Raw genomic sequence first — 21,415 nt, forward strand, 5'->3', positions numbered from 1 at the left:
GGGGTATGCCCTTTTATAACCGCCGCGGCTTTGGGGCCGCGGCGTCGATATCGAACGGTATTGCGCCGTTTAGTTGCAGGCGGCGACGCTGCCGGCGGCAACGCCCGCGCAGACTTCGTCCTTCTTGATCCAGCCGGCATCGATGACGACGTTGAGATTGTCCTTGGTGATGGCGACCGGGGTCAGGAACAGCGACTTGACGGTGTTGCCGCCAGGCGTCGTGAAGTCCTTCACACCGGCGATATCGGTCATCTTCTTGCCGTCGGCCAGCTGCGAGGCGATCTCGGCGGCGTTCTTGCCGAGTTCGCGCGCGTCCTTCCACACCGACACGGTCTGGGTGCCGAGCGCGATACGGTTCAGCGCGGCATGGTCGCCGTCCTGCCCCGAGACCGGCACGGTGCCAGCAAGCCCCTGCGCCGTCAGCGCCGCGACGACGCCGCCGGCGGTGCCGTCATTGGCCGCGACGACCGCGTCGACCTTGTTGTCGTTGGCGGTCAGGAACTGCTCCATGTTCTTCTGGGCGTTGGCAGGCAGCCAGCCGTCGGTATAGGCCTCGCCGACATTCTTGATCTTGCCGCTGTCGATGGCGGCCTTAAGCACTTCCATCGAGCCTGCGAACAGGAAGTCGGCATTCGGATCGGCGCCCGAGCCCTTGATGAAGACATAGTTGCCTTCCGGCTTGGCCTTGAACACCGCGCTGGCCTGCAAACGCCCGACTTCCTTGTTGTCGAAGGTCAGGTAGAAGACGTCCTTGTTCTCGATCAGGCGGTCATAGCCGACGACCGGAATGCCTTCGTCCAGCGCTTTCTGCACGGCCGGGCCGATGGCCGAGGCATCCTGGGCCAGGATGATCAGCGAATTGGCGCCCTGCGAGATCAGGCTCTCGACATCGGTAAGCTGCTTGCCGGGATTGGACTGCGCGTCGGCGGAAATGTACTTGTCGCCGGCGGCCTCAATCGCCTTCTTCATGGCGGCCTCGTCGGTCTTCCAGCGCTCTTCCTGGAAGTTGGACCACGAAACGCCGATGACCTTGTCTTTCGCCTGCGCGACCGACGCAAGCGTCAGCGACATGGCGACACCCGCCAGGATGGCGGCCGTGAATCTCTTCATGATATTCCTCCCTGCGCCGCGTATGGCGCGACCAAACTGGCCCTAAGGCCGGCACAGAGGCCCTATTTTTTCGAGCCTCGAAAAAACACTGATCCAACACCGGAACGCTGTCAACAACGATTCTGATGGATTTTGATGTCCCTCTGAATTTTTTTCGAGCTTCGCAATAAATAAATGACAGCACCGGCCGCTTCTGCCAGTATTTGACCGTGTCGCCGGCAGCGTTCGAGGGAGGCCGGAAGAACCGCGGCGACCGGGAGGATGTGAAAAAACATGTCGGTCGGAATCCGCCACGACGATCTGCGCCGGCGCAACCGCGCGATGGTGATCGCGGCCGTGCGCCAGGCTGGCCGGCCCTCACGCACCGAGATCGCCGCGACCACCGGCCTCAGCCATTCGACCATATCGGCGATTTCCTCAGACCTGATCGGCGAAGGCATCCTGGCCGAGGGCAAGCCGAGCGAGGCCGGCGCGCTGAAACGCGGCAGGCCGCAGGTCGGCCTCGGCCTCACTCCGGAGGCCGCGGCTGTGATGACCGTGGTGCTGTCGCTGAATTTCCTGTCGGTCGCAGTCATCGACTATGCCGGCCAGGTGATATCGGAAGAACAGCGCCGGCTGGACACGCTGACCATGTCGCGCGAGGCGCTGATCGGCGAATGCGTGGCCATCGTAAGGCGGCGCCTCGAGGATCCCGACATTGACGTGCGCAGCGTCGCCCGCATCGCGTTGGCGATCCAGGGCATCACCGATACCGAGGCCCGGGCGATGCTGTGGTCGCCGATCACGCCGCAGACCGACATCGCCTTCGCCGACATACTCGAAGCCGAGTTCGGCATCCCCGCCACCATGGAAAACGACTGCAACATGATGGCGGTGGCGCTGCGCAGGCGCGATCCCGAGCGCTACCGCGACGACTTCATCGCCATCCTGCTTTCGCACGGCATCGGCATGGGGCTGGTGCTGAAGGGCGAGCTGTTCACCGGCACCCATTCCTCGGGCGGCGAGTTCGGCCACATGATCCATCGGCCCGGCGGCGCGCTCTGCCGCTGCGGGCGGCGCGGCTGTGTCGAGGCCTATGCCGGCAATTACGCCATCTGGCGCAATGCCAGGCAGCTCGGCGAGGACACCGAGCCGGTGGCCGATGTCAGCGACGCGCAGATGCGGGCGCTGGCCGCGACGGCACGGGAACGGGACGGGCCCGAGCGCGAAGCCTATCGCAAGGCCGGCGAGGCACTGGGTTACGGCCTCGGCAGCCTGTTCGCGCTGATCGATCCGGCGCCCGTTGCCATGGTCGGCGTCAGCGCCGCCGCCTTCGATCTGATCGAGCCGGCATTGCGCGAGGCGATCGCCCAGACCGCCGGTGGTCAGCACTCGGAATCGATCTCCTTCGACACCGAACCGAACGAACTGCCGCTGATCCGCGAAGGTTGCGCCATGCGCGCGCTGACCTTCGTCGACCAGGAGATTTTCGCGCCGGGCGTGCAGGCAAGAACGGGTGCCGGAAAGAACGTTGCCTGACGGTCAGGGCGAAACTCGATCATTCTGAACGACCGCGTTCGGCCCGTTGCGACATCAATTGGCAATGTGTCTGCCTGTATGATCTGCTGATGTCCCGTTCGTTGGTGATCAACTTCAACATAGATCAGGCCGAGTTTTACGGCCTCGTCCATCGTGTTCGCAACTTCGGCGAGGACGTCTACCGCTTCCTGCGAACCAACGGCTGGGGCGAAATTATTATCGGCGAGGTCGACGCGGCCACTACGCAGCTGATCATTCGAGACATCAAACATTCAAAGCTCCAGCGCGTTGCTGTATGGGTCGAAGAGGAGATGAGGCGGCAACATCTGTTGGGAGAAGTCGAAGTCCGCTGATCACCCTCTTCACGGCATTGGCGACTACCTGCTGATTGGAGTTTCGATCTTGGAGCCTCATCCCGATTTTATCGGGATGAGGCAAGCTCTAGTCTTCCCGGATCGCGTAGCCCGCCCCACGAATGGTACGGATGACATCCGGCATGCGACCATTGTTGACCGCCTTGCGCAACCGGCCGACATGCACGTCCACGGTACGCTCGTCGATGTAGATCGTCTCGCCCCAGACATTGTCGAGCAGCTGGCTGCGCGAGAACACGCGGCCAGGATGGCGCATCATGAATTCGAGCAGGCGGAATTCGGTCGGCCCGAGCCGGATCTCGCTCTTCTTGCGGTAGACCCGGTGCGATTCACGGTCGAGCACGATATCGCCGACCTTGAGCACGCTGGACAGCACTTCCGGCTTGGCGCGGCGCAGCAGCGCCTTGATGCGGGCCATGAATTCCGGCGTCGAGAACGGCTTGACCAGATAGTCGTCGGCGCCGGTGGAAAGCCCGCGTACACGGTCGCTTTCCTCGCCCCGCGCGGTCAGCATGATGATCGGCAGCCGCTCGGTCTCGGGCCGCATCCGCAATCGCCGGCAGAGTTCGATGCCGGATACCGCCGGCACCATCCAGTCGAGCACGAGCAGGTCGGGCACGTTCTCCTGCAGGCGGATTTCGGCTTCGTCGCCGCGTGTCACCACCTCGACCTGGTAACCCTCCGATTCCAGATTGTAGCGGAGGAGCACGCCGAGCGGCTCCTCGTCCTCCACCACCATGATGCGTGGTGCGATCATCGGTTGGTTACCCCTGCGCTCAGGCCGCCGGCGCCGACATCGCCGTCTCGTCCTGTTTTGGACGGTTGGCGGGCAGCTGCGTACCGGTCAGGACATAGTACGCATTCTCGGCGATGTTGGTCACGTGGTCGCCGATGCGTTCGAGATTCTTGGCGCAGAACAACAGATGCGTGCAAGCCGTGATGTTGCGCGGATCCTCCATCATATAGGTCAGCAGTTCGCGGAAGACGGAGGTGTATTTGACGTCGATGCGCTCATCGTCGGCGCGCAGCTTCGCCAGTGCCGCGGCATCGCGCGCCGCATACTCCTCGATCACGCCCTGCACCTGGATCAGCACCAGCTGCGCCATGGCGTCGATGGAATGCGAGAGGTCGCGCGGCGTGGCGCTGAGGCCGACAGTGCCGACGCGCTTGGCGATGTTCTTGGCAAGGTCGCCAATGCGTTCGAGATCGCCGGCCATGCGGATCGAGCCGACGACATGGCGCAGATCATCGGCCATCGGCTGGCGCTTGGCGATCAGCGTGATGGCGCGGTCGTCGAGTTCGCGCTGGCGCGCATCCATGATGGCGTCGTCGGAGACGACGCGCTGGGCGAGCGCATTGTCGGAGTTCAGCAGCGCCTTGGTGGCGCCGCCGACCATCGAGCCGGCGAGATCGCCCATGTCGCTGATCAGCCTGCTGATCTGTCCGAGATCCTCGTCGAAGGCTGCGACTGTGTGTTCGGCCATGATCCTGGTCCTCGTATGCGTGCGATCAGCCGAAGCGGCCGGTTATGTAGTCTTGCGTGCGCTTCTCGCGGGGCGACGTGAAGATCTTCTCGGTGCGGTCGAATTCGACCAGTTCGCCCAGATACATGAAGGCGGTCTGCTTCGAGACGCGCGCCGCCTGCTGCATGTTGTGGGTGACGATGACGATCGTGTAGTCGGCCTGCAGCTCGTCGATCAGCTCCTCGATCTTGGCGGTCGACAGCGGGTCGAGCGCCGAGGCAGGCTCGTCGAGCAGGATGACTTCTGGCTTCACCGCCACGGTGCGGGCGATGCACAGCCGCTGCTGCTGGCCGCCCGACAGGCTGAGGCCGCTAGCATTGAGCTTGTCCTTGACCTCGGTCCACAGTGCCGCGCGCTTGAGCGCCTGCTCGACGCGGCCGTCCATCTCGGCCTTGCTGATCTTCTCGTAGAGCCTGACGCCGAAAGCGATGTTCTCGTAGATCGACATCGGGAACGGCGTCGGCTTCTGGAACACCATGCCGATCTTGGTGCGCAGCAGGTTGAGGTCCTGCGAGCGGTCGAGAACGTTCTGGCCGTCGAGCAGCACCTGGCCCTCGGCGGTCTGCTTGGGATAAAGCTCGTAGATGCGGTTGAAGACGCGCAGCAGCGTCGACTTTCCGCAACCCGACGGGCCGATGAAGGCGGTGACGCTGCGCTCGGGCAGCGACAGCGTGATGTCCTTCAGCGCCTTCGACTGGCCGTAGTAGAAATTGAGGTTCTTGACCTCGATCTTGGCCTTGGTCGCCGCCTCTGCGGCGATCGTCATGTCTGGAGACAACATCTGGCTCATTTGTCCTCTCTGCGTCCGGTCAGGCTGCGCGCAAAGATGCTGAGCGCGAGAACCGTCAATGTGATTATGAGTGCACCGGTCCAGGCCAGCTGCTGCCATTCCTCATAGGGGCTGAGAGCGAACTGGAAGATGGTGACAGGCAGGCTGGCCATCGGCGCGTTGAGATTGCTCGACCAGAACTGGTTGTTCAGCGCCGTGAAAAGAAGCGGTGCGGTTTCGCCGGAGATGCGGGCGATGGCCAGCAATATGCCGGTGACGATGCCCGAAAGCGCGGCACGATAGGCAACCGAGCGGATGACCACCCAGCGCGGCGCGCCGATCGCGGTGCCGGCTTCGCGCAAGGCGTTGGGCACCAGGTTGAGCATGTCCTCGGTGGTGCGCACGACGACGGGGATGACCAGGATGGCGAGTGCCACGGCACCGGCGATCGCCGAGAAATGCCCCATCGGCCGCACCATCAGCTCATAGACGAACAGGCCGATGATGATCGACGGCGCCGACAGAAGGATGTCGTTGATGAAGCGCACTACCGTGGTGAGCTTCGAGAAGCGGCCATATTCGGCCATATAGGTGCCGGCCAGCACGCCGATCGGCGTGCCGACGATGATGCCGATGATGGTCATCACGATGCTGCCGTAGATGGCATTGAGCAGGCCGCCGGCGTCGCCGGGCGGCGGCGTCATTTCCGTGAAGACCGAGAGGGAGACGCCGGCCAGGCCCTTGTAGAGCAAGGCGCCAAGGATCAACGCCAGCCAGGCAAGGCCGATGCAGGCGGCGATGACGCACAGCGCCATCATCACGCCATTCTTGCGCTTGCGGCTCTGGTGAAGCGATGCGGCTGTCGACATCGGTCAGGCTCCCGTGCGGGCGTCGATGCGCATCAGCATGTAGCGGGCGATGGCAAGGATCAGGAAGGTGATAACGAACAGGATGAGGCCGAGCGCGACCAGCGAGGAAGTGTAGAGGTCGCCGACCGCTTCGGTGAATTCGTTGGCGATGGTCGCCGAGATGGTCGTTGCCGGCGCAAACAGCGACGTCGAGATGCGGTGCGCGTTGCCGATGACGAAGGTCACCGCCATCGTTTCACCGAGGGCGCGGCCGAGGGCGAGCATGACGCCGCCCATGATGCCGATGCGGGTGTAGGGAATGACGACCCGGCGCGTGACCTCCCAGGTCGTGCAGCCGATGCCATAGGCCGATTCCTTCAGCACCGACGGCACCGTATCGAAGACGTCCTTGGTGATCGAGGTGATGAAAGGCAGAATCATGATGGCCAGGATCATCGCCGAGGTCAGCAGGCCGATGCCGTAAGGAGGGCCTGCGAACAGGCTGTTGAGGCCCGGAATGCCGTGGAACACGCTGATGATGAAGGGCTGCACCGTCGTCTGCAGAAACGGCGCCAGCACGAACAGGCCCCAGATGCCGTAGATGATCGAAGGGATGCCCGCCAGCAGTTCAACCGCCATGCCGATCGGACGCCGCAGCGGGCGTGGGCAAAGCTCGGTGAGGAAGATGGCAATGCCGATGCCGAGCGGCACGGCGATCAGGATGGCGATGGCCGAGGTGATGATGGTGCCGTAGATCGGCGCCAGGGCGCCGAACTTCTCCGTCACCGGGTTCCAGCTTTCGCTGGTCAGGAAGGAAAAGCCGAAGGTCGACAGGGCTTGCCAGGAACCGGCAAACAGCGAGATCGCAACGCCGCCGAGCAGGACCAGCACCAATATCGCGGCGGCGCGGGTTGTCGCGTGGAAGATTGCGTCGGTCAGTGCGAACCGTCGAACGGTGGCATCGCGCGAACTTCTAACGGCTGGCAAGGCTTCCTGGACAGCGCTCATGTCAAGCTCGGCTCTTTCGGTTGAAGGAAAAGGAGCGCCGCGGGCGCGGCGCTCCTTTGGAGGATGTTACTCGCCAACGTAGACGGGCTTGCCGCCGGCCTGGATGTCGGCCTTCCACGAAGCCTTGACCAGGTCGACGACGCTGTCGGGGATCGAGACGTAGTCGAGCGCCTTGGCGGTTTCCTTGCCGTCCTTGTAGGCCCATGCAAAGAACTTCAGGGCTTCGCCGGTGGCAGCGGCATCATCCGGAGCCTTGTGGATCAGGACCCAGGTCGAGGCAGCGATCGGCCAGGTGGTGTCGCCGGGCTCGTTGGTGATGATGACGTTGAAGTTCTTGGCGCCCTTGAAGTCGGCATTCGAAGCGGCAGCGCCGAAGGATTCGAGCGACGGCTCGACGACCTTGCCGGCTGCGTTCAGCATCTTGGAGTAGGACAGGTTGTTCTGCTTGGCATAGGCGTATTCGACGTAGCCGATGCCGCCGTCCGTCTGCTTGACGGTGTTGGCAACGCCTTCGCTGCCCTTGGCGCCGACGCCCGTCGGCCATTCGACGGCGGAGTCCGAACCGACCTTGTCCTTCCAGTCGGGCGAGAGCTTCACCAGATAGTTGGTGAAGTTGAAGGTGGTGCCCGAGCCGTCCGAACGATGCACGACGGCGATCGCGGTCGACGGCAGGGTGAGACCGGGGTTCAGCGCCTTGATCGCGGCATCGTCCCAGGTGGTGATGGCGCCGAGATAGATCTGGGCGAGCGTCTTGCCGTCGAGGACGAGTTCGCCCGGCTTGACGCCGGTCAGGTTGATGATCGGCACGATGCCGCCCATCACCATCGGGAACTGCACGAGGCCGTTCTTTTCCAGATCGGCGTCGGACATCGGCTTGTCGGTGGCGCCGAAGGTCACGGTCTTGGCGATGACCTGCTTGATGCCGCCGCCCGAACCGATCGACTGATAGTTGAGGCCGATGCCGGTGTCCTTCTTGTAGGTGTCGGCCCACTTGGCGAACACCGGATAGATGAAGGTCGAGCCAGCGCCGGAAAGATCAGCTGCGATGGCTGCGGAAAGGGTGAAGGTAGACGCTGTAGCCATTGCGATCGCAACGGCCGCCGAGCGGATGAAATGTCTCATGTGGCCTGCTCCTGTTCGGAAGATGGTCTCTCGGCGCCATTCCAAACCAGCGCCCGCTGAGGCCAATAGCCTTGGATTATTACAGTCGCATGACAGTTTCGTGTCAGCCCGGTAACGCGTCGCCGGCTGTGCAAAAGGCGGTCGCGTCGGATGGCCGTGGCCTGATCCGGGTTTGCGCCCGGAATCAGGGACTTGAGCCATCCACCGGCCGGAGCCGCCGCCGGATTCGACGTGGCTTTCTCGGATGAAGAAAATCCGGACGGGAGCGCGTTGCTCAAGGCCAGAGCGTGTCATGGCCGGGCCATCGCCAAAAACAGGTCCGTTGGGGTAGGTTGACGCTGTTTGTTGCCGGCGGTCGCTGCTCCCGCCCGTAACTGCAAGGGCGGAATTCGATTTTGCCATTGTCCCGGCTCGGCGCCGGCTTTGGTATGGTGCGATCGCACCATAGGCATTGCACGCAGGGGTAGCAGCATCATCCGCGATTGATTCGGATCCTTGGAACAGGGCGACGCCGTGCTATCCCGCGTTGCGCTGGACCTGGCGGCCGGCGCCGAGCCAGCGCTCGACTTTGTCCAGCAGGGCCCTGGGGCTGATCGGCTTGGGCAGATAGTCGTCCATGCCCGCCTCCAGGCAGCGTTCGCGATCGCCCTTGAGCGCATGCGCGGTCACGCCGATGATCGGCACATGCGTGCCGGTTTCCTGCTCCAGCCGGCGGATCGCGGCGGTCGCTTCGAGCCCGCTCATCTCCGGCATCGAGACATCCATCAGGATCATGCATGGATTGAGCTTGCCGAAAGCCTCGAGCGCCCTGCGGCCATTGCCGACGATCTCGAAACCATGGCCGGTCTCGCCAAGGATCTGGGTGAAGACCATCTGGTTCACCTCATTGTCCTCGGCCACCAGTATATCCAGCCTGTGTCCATCACCGCCAGTGACGGGCAGCCGAGGCCGAACCGGCGGCGGCTGCAATTGCGCGCGTTGTTCGGACAGCGCCAGCGGCGGCGGCTGGGGAGCTTTGGGCCTTTCGGCTGCGAGCGGCTGGACGGCCTGGCTGTCCGTGGCGTGGCGATGACGCTGGATAGTCGCCACCAGCGTCTCCAGAAGCACCGAGGAGCGCGCCGGCTTGATCAGCTGGGCGTCGATGCCGAGATCGCGGTAGCTGGTGTTGGCAAGCGACTGGTCGACCGAGGTCAGCATGATGATGGGCGTGTCGGCTAGGCCTTCGGTGCTGCGCACGACACGCGCCATTTCGGCGCCGCTCATCTCGGGCATCTGGTAGTCGAGCACGACGCAATCCACACGCACGCCATAGGCGGCGGCCGCGATCAGCACCTTGAGGCCCTCCGCGCCGCTTTCGGCCGCGCAGGAATCGAACGTCCACGAGGTCATCTGCTCGGTCAGGATGGCCCGGTTGACGGCATTGTCGTCGACGATCAGCACGCGTGCGCCCGTCACATCCACTGGCATGATGCGCTGCCCGCTCTGTCCGGCCCTGGGCAGCGTCACGGTGAACCAGAAGGTCGAGCCCTTTCCCTCGGCGCTCTCGACGCCGATGGTGCCGCCCATCAGTTCGACCAGCCGTGAGGTGATGGCAAGGCCAAGCCCGGTGCCCTCGTGCCGCCGTGTCGAGGAGGTGTCGACCTGGCTGAATTTTTCGAACACCAGCTTCAGTTTTTCCTCGGGGATGCCGATCCCGGTGTCGGTGACCGAGATCGTCAGCCTGGTTCCGGTCGGAACCCTCTCACCGGTCACGTCGACCAGCACATGGCCTTCGTCGGTGAATTTCACCGCATTGCCGACCAGATTGGTGACGATCTGCCGGATGCGGCCGACATCGCCGATGAACAGGCTTTCGAGCCTCGGCTCGACACGCACGATGAGTTCGAGATCCTTTTCCTTGGCGCGTGTCGACACCAGCGTCGCCACGTCCTCGATCGCCTCGGCAAGGTTGAAGGGCGCCGGATCGAGCACCATCTGGCCGGCATCGATCTTGGAGAAATCCAGGATGTCGTTGATGATCGTCAACAGCGCGTTGCCCGACTTGACGATGATGTCGGTGAACGTTTTCTGCTTGGGATCGAGATTGGATTTGGCCAGGAGTTCAGCCATGCCCAGCACACCGTTCATCGGCGTGCGGATCTCATGGCTCATATTGGCGAGGAATTCCGACTTGGCGCGGTCGGCGAGCACGGCACGCTGGCGCGCCTCGCTGAGCTCCGCCTCGCGCATTTTCAGTTCTGTGATGTCGGTGGTCGATCCGATCAGGTAGAGCGAACCGTCCGACGCGATCATCGCGCCCTTGCGCGCGAACTGATGCCTGACGCTGCCGTCGGCAAGCCGCACCGTCTCCTCGACCTCCTGGGTGTCGCCGGTGCGCAGCACGGCGAGATCGCCGGCCACGAAAGCCTCGCCGTCCTCCCCGAAAATCTCGATGTCGGTCTTGCCGATCGCATCTTCCCTGCTGAGACCGGTCAGATCGCACCAGCCCTTGTTGACATAGAACTGCCTGAGATCGGAGCGCTTGGCGTAGATCGACACCGGTACATTGTCGATCAGGCTGCGGAACACCTCGTTCTCGCGCATGCTCTCTTCCAGAGCCTTCTCGCGCGCCTTGACGTCGGTGATATCGGTGCTGGAGCCGACCAGATGCACCGATCCGTCTGTCGCCACCAGGCGGCTCTTGCGCGTCATCAACTGCCGCACCGTGCCGTCGCTATGGGTGACAGGTTCTTCGACCTCGAGGCCCTGGCCGGTTACGACGACCTGGGTGTCGTCATGGCTGTAGCCTTCCGCGTCTTGTGTGCCGAACAGCTCACGGTCGGTCCGGCCGATGACGTCTTCCTTGGCGATGCCGGTCAGCGCGCACCAAGCCTTGTTGACGAATTCGATGCTCAGGTCCTGCGCCTTGATGAAGGCGGCCACCGGCAACTCGTCCATCACGTGGCGGAAGAGATCGATCTGGCGCATCGAGTCGCGCAGCGCCGCCTCGCGGCTCTTGATGTCGGTGATGTCGACGCGCACGCCGATGAACGTCCCGTCATCGGTGCGCATGTCGTAGACCTGGTACCAGCGCCCATCGGCATTGAGGCGCTCGTAGGAAGAATTCGGCAGGTGGTAGCGGGCCAGTATGCTGTCGAGCCAGCGTTCGGGTTCGACCCCGTACAGCCTGTCGATCCCGGCATCGCCGCTCGAGCGGAAATAGCCGACCGACTGGCCGAATTCCAGCGCCTCGCGGAAGCTGCAGCCAGGCTGCCAGAAGGGCTTCAGCGCCGGCAGCGTGTCCTGCAGTTTGCGGTTGGCGAAGACGAACTTGTCGTCGCGGTCGTAGATGATGACGCCGGCCGGCAGCGATTCCAGCACGCTGGCTAGGTACTTGCGCGCGTCCTGTGCCTCGGTCTCACGCCCCTTCATGTCGGTGACGTCGACATAGGAGATGAGCCGCTTGCCGCCGGGCAGCGGTGCCAGCGACGCGACAAGCGTGCGCCCGTCATTGTGCGGCAATTGTCTGGAGCCGGCGACGCCGGCCCTGATTTCGGCTTCGCGCTCGGCGGTATGACGTTGCCAGGCAGCGTCATCGGCGCCGTAAGGGTCAATGGCGCGGCTGGCTTCCATGAGTTCGCGAAAGGCCGAGCCGATCCCGGCGCGGCCTGGATCGATCCTCCAGAAGTCGTAGAAGGCGCGATTGATGACTTCGGCGCGCATATCGGCATCCAGCACGAGAACACCGATCGGCATCTCATCGACCATGGTGCGGAGATTGACGAAGGTCTCGGCGATTTTGGCGTTGGCGCCTTCGATCTCGGCGTCGCGACGCTTGAGTTCGGTAACCTCATAGTAGGTCAAGAGCCGCTTGCCGCCGGACAGCGCCGTCACCGAGAACATCATCGTCCTGCCGCCGGCATGGACAAATTCGCGAGGCGCGACGGAGCCGGCGCGAATCTCCTCGATACGGCCGGCGAGGTAGCGCTGCCACTGCTGTTCGTCGATATCGCCATAGATGCCGTTGCGGCGGTTGAGTTCCATCAACTGGCTGAAGGGAGCGCCAACGGTTACAACCCCGTCCGGAATGCTGGACAGGTCGCGATAGGCCTTGTTGACGATCAGCGTGTCGAGCTTGCCATCGAGCAGCACGACGCCCATGTGCATGGCGTCCATCGTCCGTTCGAGGTCGGCAAGATGCCGGTCGGGATCGCTGCCCGACGACCGGTTTTGCTCCATGGTCTCGAAGGCGCCGGCCAATGCGGTGACGTTGCGGCCTATGCCGCGGTAGCCGGCAAATTTTCCTTCGTTGTCGAACCGTGGGAAGCCTGACGTCAGCACCCAGCGGCAGGCGGCGCCGCCTCCCTTCAGTTCATAGACGAAGTCGCGGAACGGCCGGCGCGCCTGCAGGTCCTCCAGATGCGCCGTCGCGCTGTGGTTACCCTTCAGGACCTGGTTGAGGAAATCGAAGCGGAACCGACCCAGCACATCAGCCGGATCGATGCCGGTGGCCGCCTGGTAGGTGGGTGAAAGCCAGGAGAACCGCAGTTCGGCATCGGTCTCCCAGACCCAGTCCGAGCCTGCATCGAGCAGTTGGCGAAGCGCGTCGGGCGAATCCATGTCCGCGCGTGGCGGCGCGTCGCCGCGATGCACTGGCTTTTCGGGCCCACGCTTGCCGCGCGCGCCGACTTCGTCCGCTTCCGCCATCCTGTCCCCACCCCGAAAATCAAGGCCGAACCCTCCCTCCGCGGTTCGTCGGCGGAATGTGCCCGAGAAGCATTAACGATCCGCTAACCTTAACGGCGCAACCGGCACGCTCTTCCTGCGTTATTCCGTCCGGTTGTCGGGCGGCCCGAGGCCGCGTTATAAGCCGCGCAGGGGTGTTGCTAATGTATCGACGGATAGGGCCTTTCTTGCTGGGCGTGGCGCTGCTTTTCGGCAGTGGCTGTGCGCGCAGCTATGACGGCACGGTCATCATCCCGCGGCCGCTCGACGCCAGGCGCTTCTGGGACCGGCCGCCACCCAATGTCGACTACACGCCGCCGGCCGACAACGGCGCCTTTCCGGTGCCGCCACAGCCGCCCGGACAATTTGCCGAACGCAAGGTTTCGAAACCTGCCGGGCACAGACGGCATCAGACGCGATATTCACCGCCGCCTCCCCCGCCGTCGGGCCCGGAAAAACAACTGGCATGCAGGAACGTGAGCGCACCAGGCGAGCGCGTTCGCATGGTTTGCGAATAGGCGCAATTCGGGGAGAGTTCCCCGCAGCCTTACAGCGATGCCGCGCCCTTCTTCGGTTGCTTCGCGCCAAGCTTGTCGAGCGCAAGGCGAACCTGGCGCAAATCGTCCTGCCAGCCGTCATCATCACCCATGGAACTCTCAGACGCGGCCCGTTGCAGGCCGCGCGCCTCGGATTCGATCTTACGCAGTTCGGCGACCTTCTCGTCATGGGTCAGGGAGCCGTCTTCGACGATCTCCAGAACCCGCATTTCCCTGAACGTGGCCATGGTTTTTCTCCCGGCTGATGTCGATCACAACGCCGTGAGCGCCCCTCCGTTCCAGACGGGCCCCATAGCCGGCTTCATCATGACGGCGCGCTGCAGCGCCTATCCCGGGCCGGCGACTATCGGAATTGCCGGGCCGTGGGCTGCCCGAGCGAACGATCAATCCGATGTTACCGAAGCTTGACGCTGAACCTTTGCCTGACTGCCGCGTTCAAGGCACAGGGAGAACGCAGATGTCGATCCACTTCACGGTATCGGAACTGACAAGAGACCTTCTTCATTCTCTCGGGCTGGACCACGAGCGCGCGCCACGACCGCTCAATCCCGAGGAAAACCTGTTGCTTGAGTGCTATCTGGCCGGGCACATCCCGGAATCGGCCTGGCGCGACTATGTCTTCGAGACCCCGGATCTGGCGCGGCACGCCAAGGCACGGCGCCCGAGTCACTGAGCAATTGGCTCCGAAGCGGCCGCGCCAGCCGCTATTTCTTTGGGGAAACCAGTTGCAACGTGAAGACGTTGCCACCAATGCCTTGCGCCAAAGCCGGTGAAAAACTCAGAGGCGTGCAATTCTTGACGGCGGCGATGGCCGCGTCGATGAACGCTTTTCGCGCCTTGTCATCGCCGGTCACCTTGGCGGCGGTCGGCCGCGGCGGACCGATCAGCGAGCCGTCGCGCTTGAAGCTGAAACTCAGGGTTACTGTGGAATTACCCGCGTCCGCCGGCGGCGTCCAGCATGCCTGGATCGCGTCCCCGACATCATCCATTGTGTTGAGCACTGCTGCTTGTGCAGGCAGGAGCGTCCCAGCCAGCATTCCACCGGCGATCGTCAGCATTGCCGCCACGCATTTCATCGCAAGCCCTCATCTTATTCCAAGCCGGATCCGCTCAACGGGATGTTAGAGGCAACGTCGGCGATGACAATATCCCGACGCGAAAAGTTGACCTTCCGGCGCGGCCCTATCATCGCCGCGCGAGGTCCCGGCATGGGGTCCGAAAAAGCAAAAAAGGCCGGCACGGAGCCGACCTTTCCTTCCACCGATAATGCGCCAGTACATCCGTGGTCGCGCGGTGAATTCCCGCCAGTAGACAGGGCTTTGGTTAACGAATCCTTAAGCTGAAGCCTTCGCCTGCGACCGCACATAGGCGATATAGCCGCGCACGTCGCCGGCCGGCTCGGCATAGGCCTTGCCGAGCTTCTTCTCGATGGCCGCCATGTACTCCTGCGCCCATTTGGGCAGCGGGTAGTCGATGACCGCCAGGAATTCGAGAGTCGCCGCCAGCCTTATGTCGGCGATCGACGGGTTCGTACCGCCGATGAACGGCTTGCCGTCCCTGAAGAAGCTGTGGAAGACCTCCAGCGGCTCAGCGATCGCCGCCATCGCGGCCTTCTGCGCTTCCGACTTCTTGTCGGGATGGGCATCGCTGTGGCCGACCTCGCCGGCATATTGCGGGAAACCCAGCGCCGGATAGGTGGCGCGCGCCACATAGGGGTAGAGCGTGCCGATCAGATAGAACATGGCGCTGTCGATCATCGCCCGTCTGGCCGGCGCCTTGGGATAGAATTTCTCCAGCCCGTGCTTGTTGGCGAGATACTGCATGATGGCGCAGCTTTCCCAGAGCACGCCCCTGGGCAACCCCTTGTCCTCGATCATCGGCGTCAGATGCGCCGGATTGCGCGCCAGATATTCGGGCGAACGCGTGTGGCCCCAGGCGTCGGTCTCGGCGGCGTCGAAGCCGGCCGCGCGAGCAAACACCCGCACCGTCATGTTGTTGACGCTCGGCTTCAGCATGCTGAGCTTCAACGCCGGCTTTTTCGCCGACTTGGCCTTGGCGGTCTTGGCCGCCGACTTTTGCGCCGCCGGTTTTGCCGCGGCTTTCGCGGCCACCTTCGGCGCAGCCTTTGCGGCTGCCTTCACCGCCGGCTTCGCTTTTGCCTTTGCCTTGGCAGCCGATTTCCCAGCACTCTTGGTCACTGTCTTTGCCATTTTTTGTCCTCCCTTTGTTTCGTTGGCCGTCAGTATGGATTCTTCGGCGCCCGGTCATCCGACAAGGTCGCGCGGGAGCTCTCGACAAGCGCCTGGATCGCGTCCGCAAGATGCACCTCGGCGATATTGTAGTCGCCGCGCCCGACACGCAGCCTGTGCGCCTGCATCAGCACATCGGCATGAGTGAAACCCGCCGGCGGTTCGAAGCGGTAGGACGCGAGTTCGATCAAAAGGCCAAGCGGATCCTCGAAATAGATCGAATCCATGAAGCCGCGATCCTTGACGCCGCTGTGCTTGATGCCGCGCTCGTCGAGCCGGGCGACCGCCTGCAGGAAGGTGACCCGCGACACCGCGAACGCGATGTGGTGGACGCAGCCCGGATCGGTCGGCGTGCGCCGCTTCAGCGGCACGCGGCTTTCATCGGTGAAGATGGTGATCAGCCGGCCGTCGCCCGGATCGAAATAGAGATGGCTCTCGCTGGCCTTGTCGAGGTTGGGCTGCTCGAAGACGAAAGGCATGCCGAGCACGCCTTCCCAGAAATCGATCGAGGTCTGGCGCCCGGCGCCGACAAGGGTGATGTGGTGGACGCCTTGTGCTTGCAGTTTCTGCATTGGCCTTCTCCCCGCGGCATCGATTGGTCGTCAGGATCTGCCTGGCACCAGGCGTTCTGCGCGCCGCCTGAGCCGTGCCCTCGAAATCCATGACGTGATGCTAATGCAATCGGCCCCGCCGCGCCAGAAGCCGCAGGTCCCATCGTTGCAGGACGGCGATATCGCCTTGAAATTTGGATAAGGCTGTTTCCTTCATCTATTCGGCCGATGCGGCATCTCATCTTGAGGACTACATTGAAAAATGATCCTACGGATCTATGAGTAGTCCGAAGCCAGTCCCCTTTTGCGGCTACTCCAAGGGCCCCGCTTGACTCCCGGTCGGCGGGGCTTTTCCGTGCATTCGCCTGCACGACCTTGCGGCGCAAAAGCCGATGGTCGAGCAGCCCGGAATGAGCCCCGATCAAGGATTGAAGACGTGCGAAGCGGTCAGCCCGGCAAGCAGCACGCCCGCAAGGAGAGCGATGATCGAGGCGAGGAACCAGCGCAGCGTGACCTGATAGACCGGCTCGTCGTCGTCGCGCGGGAGCAGCGAACGCCACAATGAGACGAGTTGGAGGACGATGGCCAGGGCGAGCAGGAGCGTCGCCAGGATCGAGGCCGTCGTCCATCCGCCATCAGCTTCGAAATTCCAATAGCGTAGGAAAAGAAGCGAAAACCCGAGCAATACGGTGATGGCGGAGATCACACCCTGTCGGTAGCCGACCGGCAAGGGAACTCTGCGCGCCTCGGTCGCCTGGAAACCCGGCTCGTTGGTCTCATCGGGATCCTGACGCTTGGGTGTGTCGATCATGGAGGCAACATCTATTTTGACAGGCCCTTGGAAGTCGGCCCAGGTCTTGTTCGATCGATACGACCGGGGAAGCGCTCCGGGCTGTCATCATCATCCCTGTGCCTTCCTCGCGCAAGGTGAGCGACATGATGGAGGCGATTCACCTGGAACCTACTGAGCATAAGGAAAGGAACGATTCGACCGGCGTTCGCGTTATTTACGATCGAACCGATGGAGGTAACCGTGAGGAAGCTGATACTCGTATCCGTGCTCGCGTTTGCTACCACAGCAGCCGTCGCTTCTCCGACCCAGGCGCAGTTCCTCTTCTCGCCATTTGGCGGCTATTATGGTGGTTTCGGAGGGTTCCCTTTCCCCTATCGCTATAGCGGTCCGTACTACGATGACCCGTACTACGAGCCATATCGCCCATACTACCGATACCACCACAGGTACTACCACCGCTACTACTACCCGCAACGGTACTATTACCACCATAGACACTACTATCACCATAGGCACTATCACCACCACCACCACCACAGGTACTATTAGAGGTAGTCCATTGGGCATCTGCCCGCTTCACCGTCGGCCGGCCTAAGCGCCAGGTTAGGCGCGTGGCCGACTTGTGTTTCCAGTATCAGCCGCGAGAAGGTCGGACATCACCTCACGGGCATGAGCTATGTCTTTGCGGGGATCGCCCCCATCAGCTTGCCGGCTGCCATCCAGGTCGGAGTAGCGACGCTGATCGCCTGGATCGCGCAGACATTTTTGCAGCTGGTGCTGCTTGTCGGTAATCATGGTTGGCCAAAAGGCTTCGGTCGCCGCCTCAGACAAGCAGGCGCCGCAGACCTACAAGGATGCCGAAGCGCTCTTGAAAATCCAGGATGAGGTGCACCGGCTCGTCGAGGTCAACAACAGCCTGACCGAGGAAATCCATCGCGCCGTTACGGCGAAGGGGACACCGGCCGCTAGCCGCCACCCGCAGTTCCCACCTGGGCAACCCCCTGAGCGGTATCGACCAGACAGCATATTTGACCGTTACTTGACGGTCTTGATCCACATTCAGCTAAATCATTGAGTCTCTTGGTACGCCCAAGGGGAATCGAACCCCTGTTCCCGCCGTGAGAGGGCGGTGTCCTGACCGCTAGACGATGGGCGCGCTCAAGAACCGGCGATATAGGCTGATGGCTGGGAAAAAGCAACTGGGGTTTGGCCTGCTTTACCACATCCAAGAAAAGCTGGCCGCAAGCCTAGCGTTTCGGCTCGATCAGGTCCCAGAGATTGCCGTGCAGATCGGCGAAAACCGCGACCGTGCCATAGGGTTCGAAACGCGGCGCCTCGCGGAATTCGACACCCTTTTCCAGCATCGCCGCATGGTCGCGCGCAAAGTCGTCGGTTTCGAGGAACAGGAAGACCCGGCCGCCTGTCTGGTTGCCAATGCTTTGCCTTTGCGCCTCATCCGCGGCCTCGGCCAGCAGCAGCCGGGCGCCCTGCCCGTTGGCCGGCGCTACCGTAACCCAGCGCTTGCCGCCGCCGAGATCGACATCCTCGAGGAGCAGGAAACCCAGCCGCCCGACATACCAGGCGATCGCCTCGTCATAATTGGCGACGATCAGCGCCACGGTCGCGACGCGACGATGTCCGGCGGAGCCTGTCATGCCAGAGGTCCATTCATTGGTTGCGGCCGGCCTATTTGTTGCGAATTGCGAACTGCCCGATCAGGCGGCGCTCGGCGATATCATAGACAAAGATCGCACGGCCGCCGTCGGCAAGCTCGGCGTCGATCGAGACGCGATTGCCGGACAGCGACTGGCTGACCACTTTCGCCCCGACCGGCAGCACGATGTCGCCGCTGAGCGGTTCGCCGGCCGGTACCTGGATGTCACCGGCCAGCGGCGGGTTTGCCGGCGGTGCCTTGCGGGCTTTGTAGACAATCGCCGCGATCACCACCATAAGAGCCAGCAACAGCAGGCCGAGATTGATGGCCATGAAGCGGACGAGTTTGCCACGCATCTTTTCGACCTCGGGGTCGAGCGGCTTTTCCTGATCTTCGTCGGCATCGGGCCGGGCCATGGCAAATATTCCGGAACGGTTTTCGATGAGCGCTCATAACGAACAGGCCCCCGAATTGATAGAGGATCGATTCATCGCGGCCGAGCCGACGGTGCTGGTGGTGGGCGCGGATGCGGCCGGCCAGCGCCTCGACCAGTGGCTGGCGGCCAGCCTCGGCCCTGACATGTCGCGCAGCCGCGTGCAGATGCTGATCAGGCAAGGCGCCGTCAGCGTCGACGGCGAGCCGGCCGACGAGACCAAGCGCAGGATGATCGCGGGCGAACGCGTGTCGGTCGCCATGCCGGAACCGGAGCCGGCCGCGCCGCAGGGCGAGGCCATCGCGCTCGACGTGCTTTATGAGGACGACGCGCTGATCGTCATCAACAAGCCGGCGGGACTGGTCGTGCATCCCGGCGCCGGCAACTGGACCGGCACGCTGGTCAACGCGTTGATCCATCATTGCGGTGACAGCCTGTCGGGCATTGGCGGGGTGCGCCGGCCGGGAATCGTCCACCGCCTCGACAAGGAGACCAGCGGCGTCATGGTGGTGGCCAAGACCGACCGCGCCCATAAGGCGCTGTCGGAAGCCTTCGCCGATCACGGCCGGACCGGCGATCTCGAACGCGCCTATCTGGCGTTGGTCTGGGGCATACCGCAGCGGCCGACCGGAACGGTCGATGCGCCGCTTGGCCGCGCCGCCGACCGGGTGCGCCGCGCCGTGGTGCCGGAAGGCCGCGACGATGCCCGCCACGCCGTCACCCACTTTGCCGTTCAGGAGCGTTTCGGCGAAAGACAGCAGGAATTCGCCACCGCCAGCCTGGTCGAATGCCGGCTGGAAACCGGCCGGACCCACCAGATCCGTGTCCATATGGCCCATATCGGCCACCCGGTCATCGGCGACCCCGACTACGGCCAGGCCTTCCGCACCAAGGCCAACCGGCTGCCGGAACCCCTGAAAAGTCAGGTCAGGGCATTTTCCCGGCAAGCCCTGCATGCCTGGCTCCTTGCATTTCGCCATCCCGATACCCATTTGACGATGAGGTTCGAGGCGCCGATGCCGAGGGACATGGAGGAACTCGTCGGCGGCTTTCGCCATCTCTGACCCGCCATCAACAAGCTCGAAATCGACCATCAAAAAACTTGACTGGCATTGTTCACTTCAGCGTGACACACTGTTTCGTGTTGAACAAATGCCTGTCGTTTCTGGTTTTGTTCCTGTATAAGACCTTTATGTCGCGAGCGAGCCTTTTGGTGTTCGCGTCACATGCCCGCCGCGTTTCGGGGGCATCACTCCAATAGAGAGGGGGCGCTATCATGGCCCAGTCACTACCTAGCATTGTTTCCGGCGAAGGCGGCCTCAGCCGCTACCTGGAAGAAATCCGCCGCTTTCCCATGCTTCAGCCGCAGGAAGAGTACATGCTCGCCAAGCGTTATGCCGAGCATGAAGACACGTCCGCCGCGCACAAGCTCGTCACCAGCCATTTGCGGCTCGTCGCCAAGATCGCCATGGGCTATCGCGGCTACGGCCTGCCGATCGGCGAGGTGATCTCGGAAGGCAATGTCGGCCTGATGCAGGCCGTCAAGAAATTCGAACCCGAGCGCGGTTTCCGCCTGGCGACCTACGCCATGTGGTGGATCAAGGCCTCGATCCAGGAGTACATCCTGCGCTCGTGGAGCCTGGTCAAGATGGGCACGACCGCCAACCAGAAGCGTCTGTTCTTCAACCTGCGCAAGGTGAAGGGCAAGATCCAGGCGCTGGATGACGGCGACCTCAAGCCCGACCAGATCACCGAGATCGCGACGCGGCTGAACGTTACCGAGGCAGAGGTGGTGTCGATGAACCGCCGCCTGTCGGGCGACGCTTCGCTCAACGCGCCGATCCGGGCGACGGAAGGCGAATCCGGCGAATGGCAGGACTGGCTGGTCGATGACCACGAAAGCCAGGAAGAGATGCTGATCGAGCAGGACGAGCTGGAAAACCGGCGCGGCATGCTGTCAGGCGCTCTTGCCGTGCTCAACGAGCGCGAGCGGCGCATCTTCGAGGCCCGTCGCCTCGCCGAGGAGCCGCTGACGCTGGAAGAGCTGTCGGCCGAGTTCGACATCAGCCGCGAGCGCGTGCGTCAGATCGAGGTGCGCGCCTTCGAGAAGGTGCAGGATGCGGTCAAGGCCGCCGCCAAGCGCCAGACCCAGGCGCTGCGCACCATCGAGGCACAGCCGGCGGCTTAAGCCAGCTTCGGCGA

The 21,415-nt window shown here is 63.1% G+C and carries 22 protein-coding genes and 1 tRNA gene; 7 read left to right on the forward strand and 16 right to left on the reverse strand.

Annotated features, from left to right (window positions below; genetic code table 11):
* Nucleotides 1–69: 69 nt before the first annotated feature.
* Entirely contained in the window at nucleotides 70–1,110 is a 1,041-nt protein-coding gene (gene xylF / locus FJV80_RS30865; RefSeq protein WP_019861602.1) for a D-xylose ABC transporter substrate-binding protein, read from the reverse strand.
* 273 nt (nucleotides 1,111–1,383) lie between these two features.
* Here xylF and FJV80_RS30870 point away from each other — a divergent pair, with 273 nt between their 5' ends.
* The gene (locus FJV80_RS30870) at nucleotides 1,384–2,628 is read left to right on the forward strand and encodes an ROK family protein (RefSeq protein ID WP_095772152.1); all 1,245 of its coding nucleotides are present in this window, start codon (nucleotides 1,384–1,386) and stop codon (nucleotides 2,626–2,628) included.
* Nucleotides 2,629–2,717: 89 nt separating this feature from the next.
* A complete protein-coding gene (locus FJV80_RS30875; RefSeq protein WP_095772151.1) occupies nucleotides 2,718–2,981 on the forward strand; it encodes a hypothetical protein in 264 nt (87 codons plus the stop codon).
* A gap of 88 nt (nucleotides 2,982–3,069) precedes the next feature.
* Here the strand turns inward: FJV80_RS30875 and phoB are convergent, their stop codons facing one another.
* The 7 genes from phoB to FJV80_RS30910 form a co-directional block, all read right to left on the reverse strand.
* A complete protein-coding gene (gene phoB, locus FJV80_RS30880) occupies nucleotides 3,070–3,759 on the reverse strand; it encodes a phosphate regulon transcriptional regulator PhoB (RefSeq protein ID WP_006328038.1) in 690 nt (229 codons plus the stop codon).
* Between the two features lie 19 nt (nucleotides 3,760–3,778).
* Nucleotides 3,779–4,486, reverse strand: coding sequence for a phosphate signaling complex protein PhoU (gene phoU, locus FJV80_RS30885; protein ID WP_010911897.1), 708 nt, complete (start codon nucleotides 4,484–4,486; stop codon nucleotides 3,779–3,781).
* A gap of 25 nt (nucleotides 4,487–4,511) precedes the next feature.
* Entirely contained in the window at nucleotides 4,512–5,315 is an 804-nt protein-coding gene (gene pstB / locus FJV80_RS30890; protein ID WP_095772150.1) for a phosphate ABC transporter ATP-binding protein PstB, read from the reverse strand.
* Nucleotides 5,312–6,163, reverse strand: coding sequence for a phosphate ABC transporter permease PstA (pstA, locus tag FJV80_RS30895; protein WP_095772149.1), 852 nt, complete (start codon nucleotides 6,161–6,163; stop codon nucleotides 5,312–5,314). Before pstA ends, pstB begins: the two co-directional genes overlap by 4 nt.
* 3 nt (nucleotides 6,164–6,166) lie before the next feature.
* Nucleotides 6,167–7,150: a phosphate ABC transporter permease subunit PstC gene (gene pstC, locus FJV80_RS30900; protein WP_095772148.1), complete on the reverse strand. Its 984-nt coding sequence runs from the start codon at nucleotides 7,148–7,150 to the stop codon at nucleotides 6,167–6,169.
* A gap of 66 nt (nucleotides 7,151–7,216) precedes the next feature.
* Nucleotides 7,217–8,272 carry a phosphate ABC transporter substrate-binding protein PstS gene (gene pstS, locus FJV80_RS30905; protein ID WP_095772147.1) on the reverse strand — a complete coding sequence of 352 codons (1,056 nt, stop codon included), beginning with the start codon at nucleotides 8,270–8,272 and terminating at the stop codon, nucleotides 7,217–7,219.
* A gap of 516 nt (nucleotides 8,273–8,788) precedes the next feature.
* Entirely contained in the window at nucleotides 8,789–12,958 is a 4,170-nt protein-coding gene (locus FJV80_RS30910; RefSeq protein ID WP_142878213.1) for a PAS domain-containing protein, read from the reverse strand.
* A gap of 182 nt (nucleotides 12,959–13,140) precedes the next feature.
* On the opposite strand from FJV80_RS30910, the gene FJV80_RS30915 reads away from it, so the two are divergent.
* Entirely contained in the window at nucleotides 13,141–13,494 is a 354-nt protein-coding gene (locus FJV80_RS30915; protein WP_245318089.1) for a hypothetical protein, read from the forward strand.
* Between the two features lie 29 nt (nucleotides 13,495–13,523).
* Here the strand turns inward: FJV80_RS30915 and FJV80_RS30920 are convergent, their stop codons facing one another.
* Nucleotides 13,524–13,760, reverse strand: a complete 237-nt coding sequence (locus tag FJV80_RS30920) for a hypothetical protein (RefSeq protein WP_095772144.1) — start codon at nucleotides 13,758–13,760, stop codon at nucleotides 13,524–13,526.
* 230 nt (nucleotides 13,761–13,990) lie between these two features.
* Between FJV80_RS30920 and FJV80_RS30925 the strand changes: the two genes are divergently transcribed.
* Nucleotides 13,991–14,206, forward strand: coding sequence for a hypothetical protein (locus FJV80_RS30925; protein ID WP_142878214.1), 216 nt, complete (start codon nucleotides 13,991–13,993; stop codon nucleotides 14,204–14,206).
* 31 nt (nucleotides 14,207–14,237) lie between these two features.
* Here the strand turns inward: FJV80_RS30925 and FJV80_RS30930 are convergent, their stop codons facing one another.
* The 4 genes from FJV80_RS30930 to FJV80_RS30945 form a co-directional block, all read right to left on the reverse strand.
* A complete protein-coding gene (locus FJV80_RS30930) occupies nucleotides 14,238–14,609 on the reverse strand; it encodes a hypothetical protein (protein WP_095772143.1) in 372 nt (123 codons plus the stop codon).
* A 258-nt stretch (nucleotides 14,610–14,867) separates the two neighbouring features.
* Nucleotides 14,868–15,743 (reverse strand): glutathione S-transferase family protein, encoded by an 876-nt coding sequence (locus FJV80_RS30935; RefSeq protein WP_142878215.1) that lies wholly within the window; start codon nucleotides 15,741–15,743, stop codon nucleotides 14,868–14,870.
* Between the two features lie 29 nt (nucleotides 15,744–15,772).
* Nucleotides 15,773–16,354, reverse strand: coding sequence for a VOC family protein (locus FJV80_RS30940; protein WP_095772141.1), 582 nt, complete (start codon nucleotides 16,352–16,354; stop codon nucleotides 15,773–15,775).
* A 400-nt stretch (nucleotides 16,355–16,754) separates the two neighbouring features.
* A complete protein-coding gene (locus FJV80_RS30945; protein ID WP_210251496.1) occupies nucleotides 16,755–17,144 on the reverse strand; it encodes a hypothetical protein in 390 nt (129 codons plus the stop codon).
* 763 nt (nucleotides 17,145–17,907) lie between these two features.
* On the opposite strand from FJV80_RS30945, the gene FJV80_RS30955 reads away from it, so the two are divergent.
* Nucleotides 17,908–18,201 carry a hypothetical protein gene (locus FJV80_RS30955; RefSeq protein ID WP_142878217.1) on the forward strand — a complete coding sequence of 98 codons (294 nt, stop codon included), beginning with the start codon at nucleotides 17,908–17,910 and terminating at the stop codon, nucleotides 18,199–18,201.
* Between the two features lie 6 nt (nucleotides 18,202–18,207).
* Here the strand turns inward: FJV80_RS30955 and FJV80_RS30960 are convergent.
* From FJV80_RS30960 to FJV80_RS30970, 3 genes are all read right to left on the reverse strand, one after another.
* Nucleotides 18,208–18,282 (reverse strand) — tRNA-Glu (locus FJV80_RS30960).
* Nucleotides 18,283–18,373: 91 nt separating this feature from the next.
* The gene (locus tag FJV80_RS30965) at nucleotides 18,374–18,781 is read right to left on the reverse strand and encodes a VOC family protein (protein ID WP_095772139.1); all 408 of its coding nucleotides are present in this window, start codon (nucleotides 18,779–18,781) and stop codon (nucleotides 18,374–18,376) included.
* Nucleotides 18,782–18,812: 31 nt separating this feature from the next.
* Complete coding sequence (locus FJV80_RS30970) at nucleotides 18,813–19,196, reverse strand: fimbrial protein (protein ID WP_095772138.1); 384 nt, start codon at nucleotides 19,194–19,196, stop codon at nucleotides 18,813–18,815.
* Between the two features lie 25 nt (nucleotides 19,197–19,221).
* On the opposite strand from FJV80_RS30970, the gene FJV80_RS30975 reads away from it, so the two are divergent.
* Together FJV80_RS30975 and rpoH are read left to right on the forward strand one after the other, a co-directional pair.
* Nucleotides 19,222–20,277 carry an RluA family pseudouridine synthase gene (locus tag FJV80_RS30975; protein ID WP_142878218.1) on the forward strand — a complete coding sequence of 352 codons (1,056 nt, stop codon included), beginning with the start codon at nucleotides 19,222–19,224 and terminating at the stop codon, nucleotides 20,275–20,277.
* Nucleotides 20,278–20,489: 212 nt separating this feature from the next.
* On the forward strand, nucleotides 20,490–21,401 hold the full coding sequence (rpoH, locus tag FJV80_RS30980; RefSeq protein WP_095772137.1) for an RNA polymerase sigma factor RpoH: 912 nt from the start codon (nucleotides 20,490–20,492) through the stop codon (nucleotides 21,399–21,401).
* The last annotated feature ends 14 nt before the right edge of the window (nucleotides 21,402–21,415 follow it).

Origin of the sequence: Mesorhizobium sp. WSM4310, assembly GCF_007003935.1 — a bacterium.
In the GTDB taxonomy this organism is placed as follows: domain Bacteria; phylum Pseudomonadota; class Alphaproteobacteria; order Rhizobiales; family Rhizobiaceae; genus Mesorhizobium.

Excerpts from the sequence above, each read along its gene's own strand:
- xylF (WP_019861602.1), bottom strand. The coding sequence starts at position 1,110 with ATGAAGAGATTCACGGCCGCCATCCTGGCGGGTGTCGCCATGTCGCTG.
- FJV80_RS30870 (WP_095772152.1), top strand. The coding sequence starts at position 1,384 with ATGTCGGTCGGAATCCGCCACGACGATCTGCGCCGGCGCAACCGCGCG.
- FJV80_RS30875 (WP_095772151.1), top strand. The coding sequence starts at position 2,718 with ATGTCCCGTTCGTTGGTGATCAACTTCAACATAGATCAGGCCGAGTTT.
- phoB (WP_006328038.1), bottom strand. The coding sequence starts at position 3,759 with ATGATCGCACCACGCATCATGGTGGTGGAGGACGAGGAGCCGCTCGGC.
- phoU (WP_010911897.1), bottom strand. The coding sequence starts at position 4,486 with ATGGCCGAACACACAGTCGCAGCCTTCGACGAGGATCTCGGACAGATC.
- pstB (WP_095772150.1), bottom strand. The coding sequence starts at position 5,315 with ATGAGCCAGATGTTGTCTCCAGACATGACGATCGCCGCAGAGGCGGCG.
- pstA (WP_095772149.1), bottom strand. The coding sequence starts at position 6,163 with ATGTCGACAGCCGCATCGCTTCACCAGAGCCGCAAGCGCAAGAATGGC.
- pstC (WP_095772148.1), bottom strand. The coding sequence starts at position 7,150 with ATGAGCGCTGTCCAGGAAGCCTTGCCAGCCGTTAGAAGTTCGCGCGAT.
- pstS (WP_095772147.1), bottom strand. The coding sequence starts at position 8,272 with ATGAGACATTTCATCCGCTCGGCGGCCGTTGCGATCGCAATGGCTACA.
- FJV80_RS30910 (WP_142878213.1), bottom strand. The coding sequence starts at position 12,958 with ATGGCGGAAGCGGACGAAGTCGGCGCGCGCGGCAAGCGTGGGCCCGAA.
- FJV80_RS30915 (WP_245318089.1), top strand. The coding sequence starts at position 13,141 with ATGTATCGACGGATAGGGCCTTTCTTGCTGGGCGTGGCGCTGCTTTTC.
- FJV80_RS30920 (WP_095772144.1), bottom strand. The coding sequence starts at position 13,760 with ATGGCCACGTTCAGGGAAATGCGGGTTCTGGAGATCGTCGAAGACGGC.
- FJV80_RS30925 (WP_142878214.1), top strand. The coding sequence starts at position 13,991 with ATGTCGATCCACTTCACGGTATCGGAACTGACAAGAGACCTTCTTCAT.
- FJV80_RS30930 (WP_095772143.1), bottom strand. The coding sequence starts at position 14,609 with ATGAAATGCGTGGCGGCAATGCTGACGATCGCCGGTGGAATGCTGGCT.
- FJV80_RS30935 (WP_142878215.1), bottom strand. The coding sequence starts at position 15,743 with ATGGCAAAGACAGTGACCAAGAGTGCTGGGAAATCGGCTGCCAAGGCA.
- FJV80_RS30940 (WP_095772141.1), bottom strand. The coding sequence starts at position 16,354 with ATGCAGAAACTGCAAGCACAAGGCGTCCACCACATCACCCTTGTCGGC.
- FJV80_RS30945 (WP_210251496.1), bottom strand. The coding sequence starts at position 17,144 with ATGATCGACACACCCAAGCGTCAGGATCCCGATGAGACCAACGAGCCG.
- FJV80_RS30965 (WP_095772139.1), bottom strand. The coding sequence starts at position 18,781 with ATGACAGGCTCCGCCGGACATCGTCGCGTCGCGACCGTGGCGCTGATC.
- FJV80_RS30970 (WP_095772138.1), bottom strand. The coding sequence starts at position 19,196 with ATGGCCCGGCCCGATGCCGACGAAGATCAGGAAAAGCCGCTCGACCCC.
- FJV80_RS30975 (WP_142878218.1), top strand. The coding sequence starts at position 19,222 with ATGAGCGCTCATAACGAACAGGCCCCCGAATTGATAGAGGATCGATTC.
- rpoH (WP_095772137.1), top strand. The coding sequence starts at position 20,490 with ATGGCCCAGTCACTACCTAGCATTGTTTCCGGCGAAGGCGGCCTCAGC.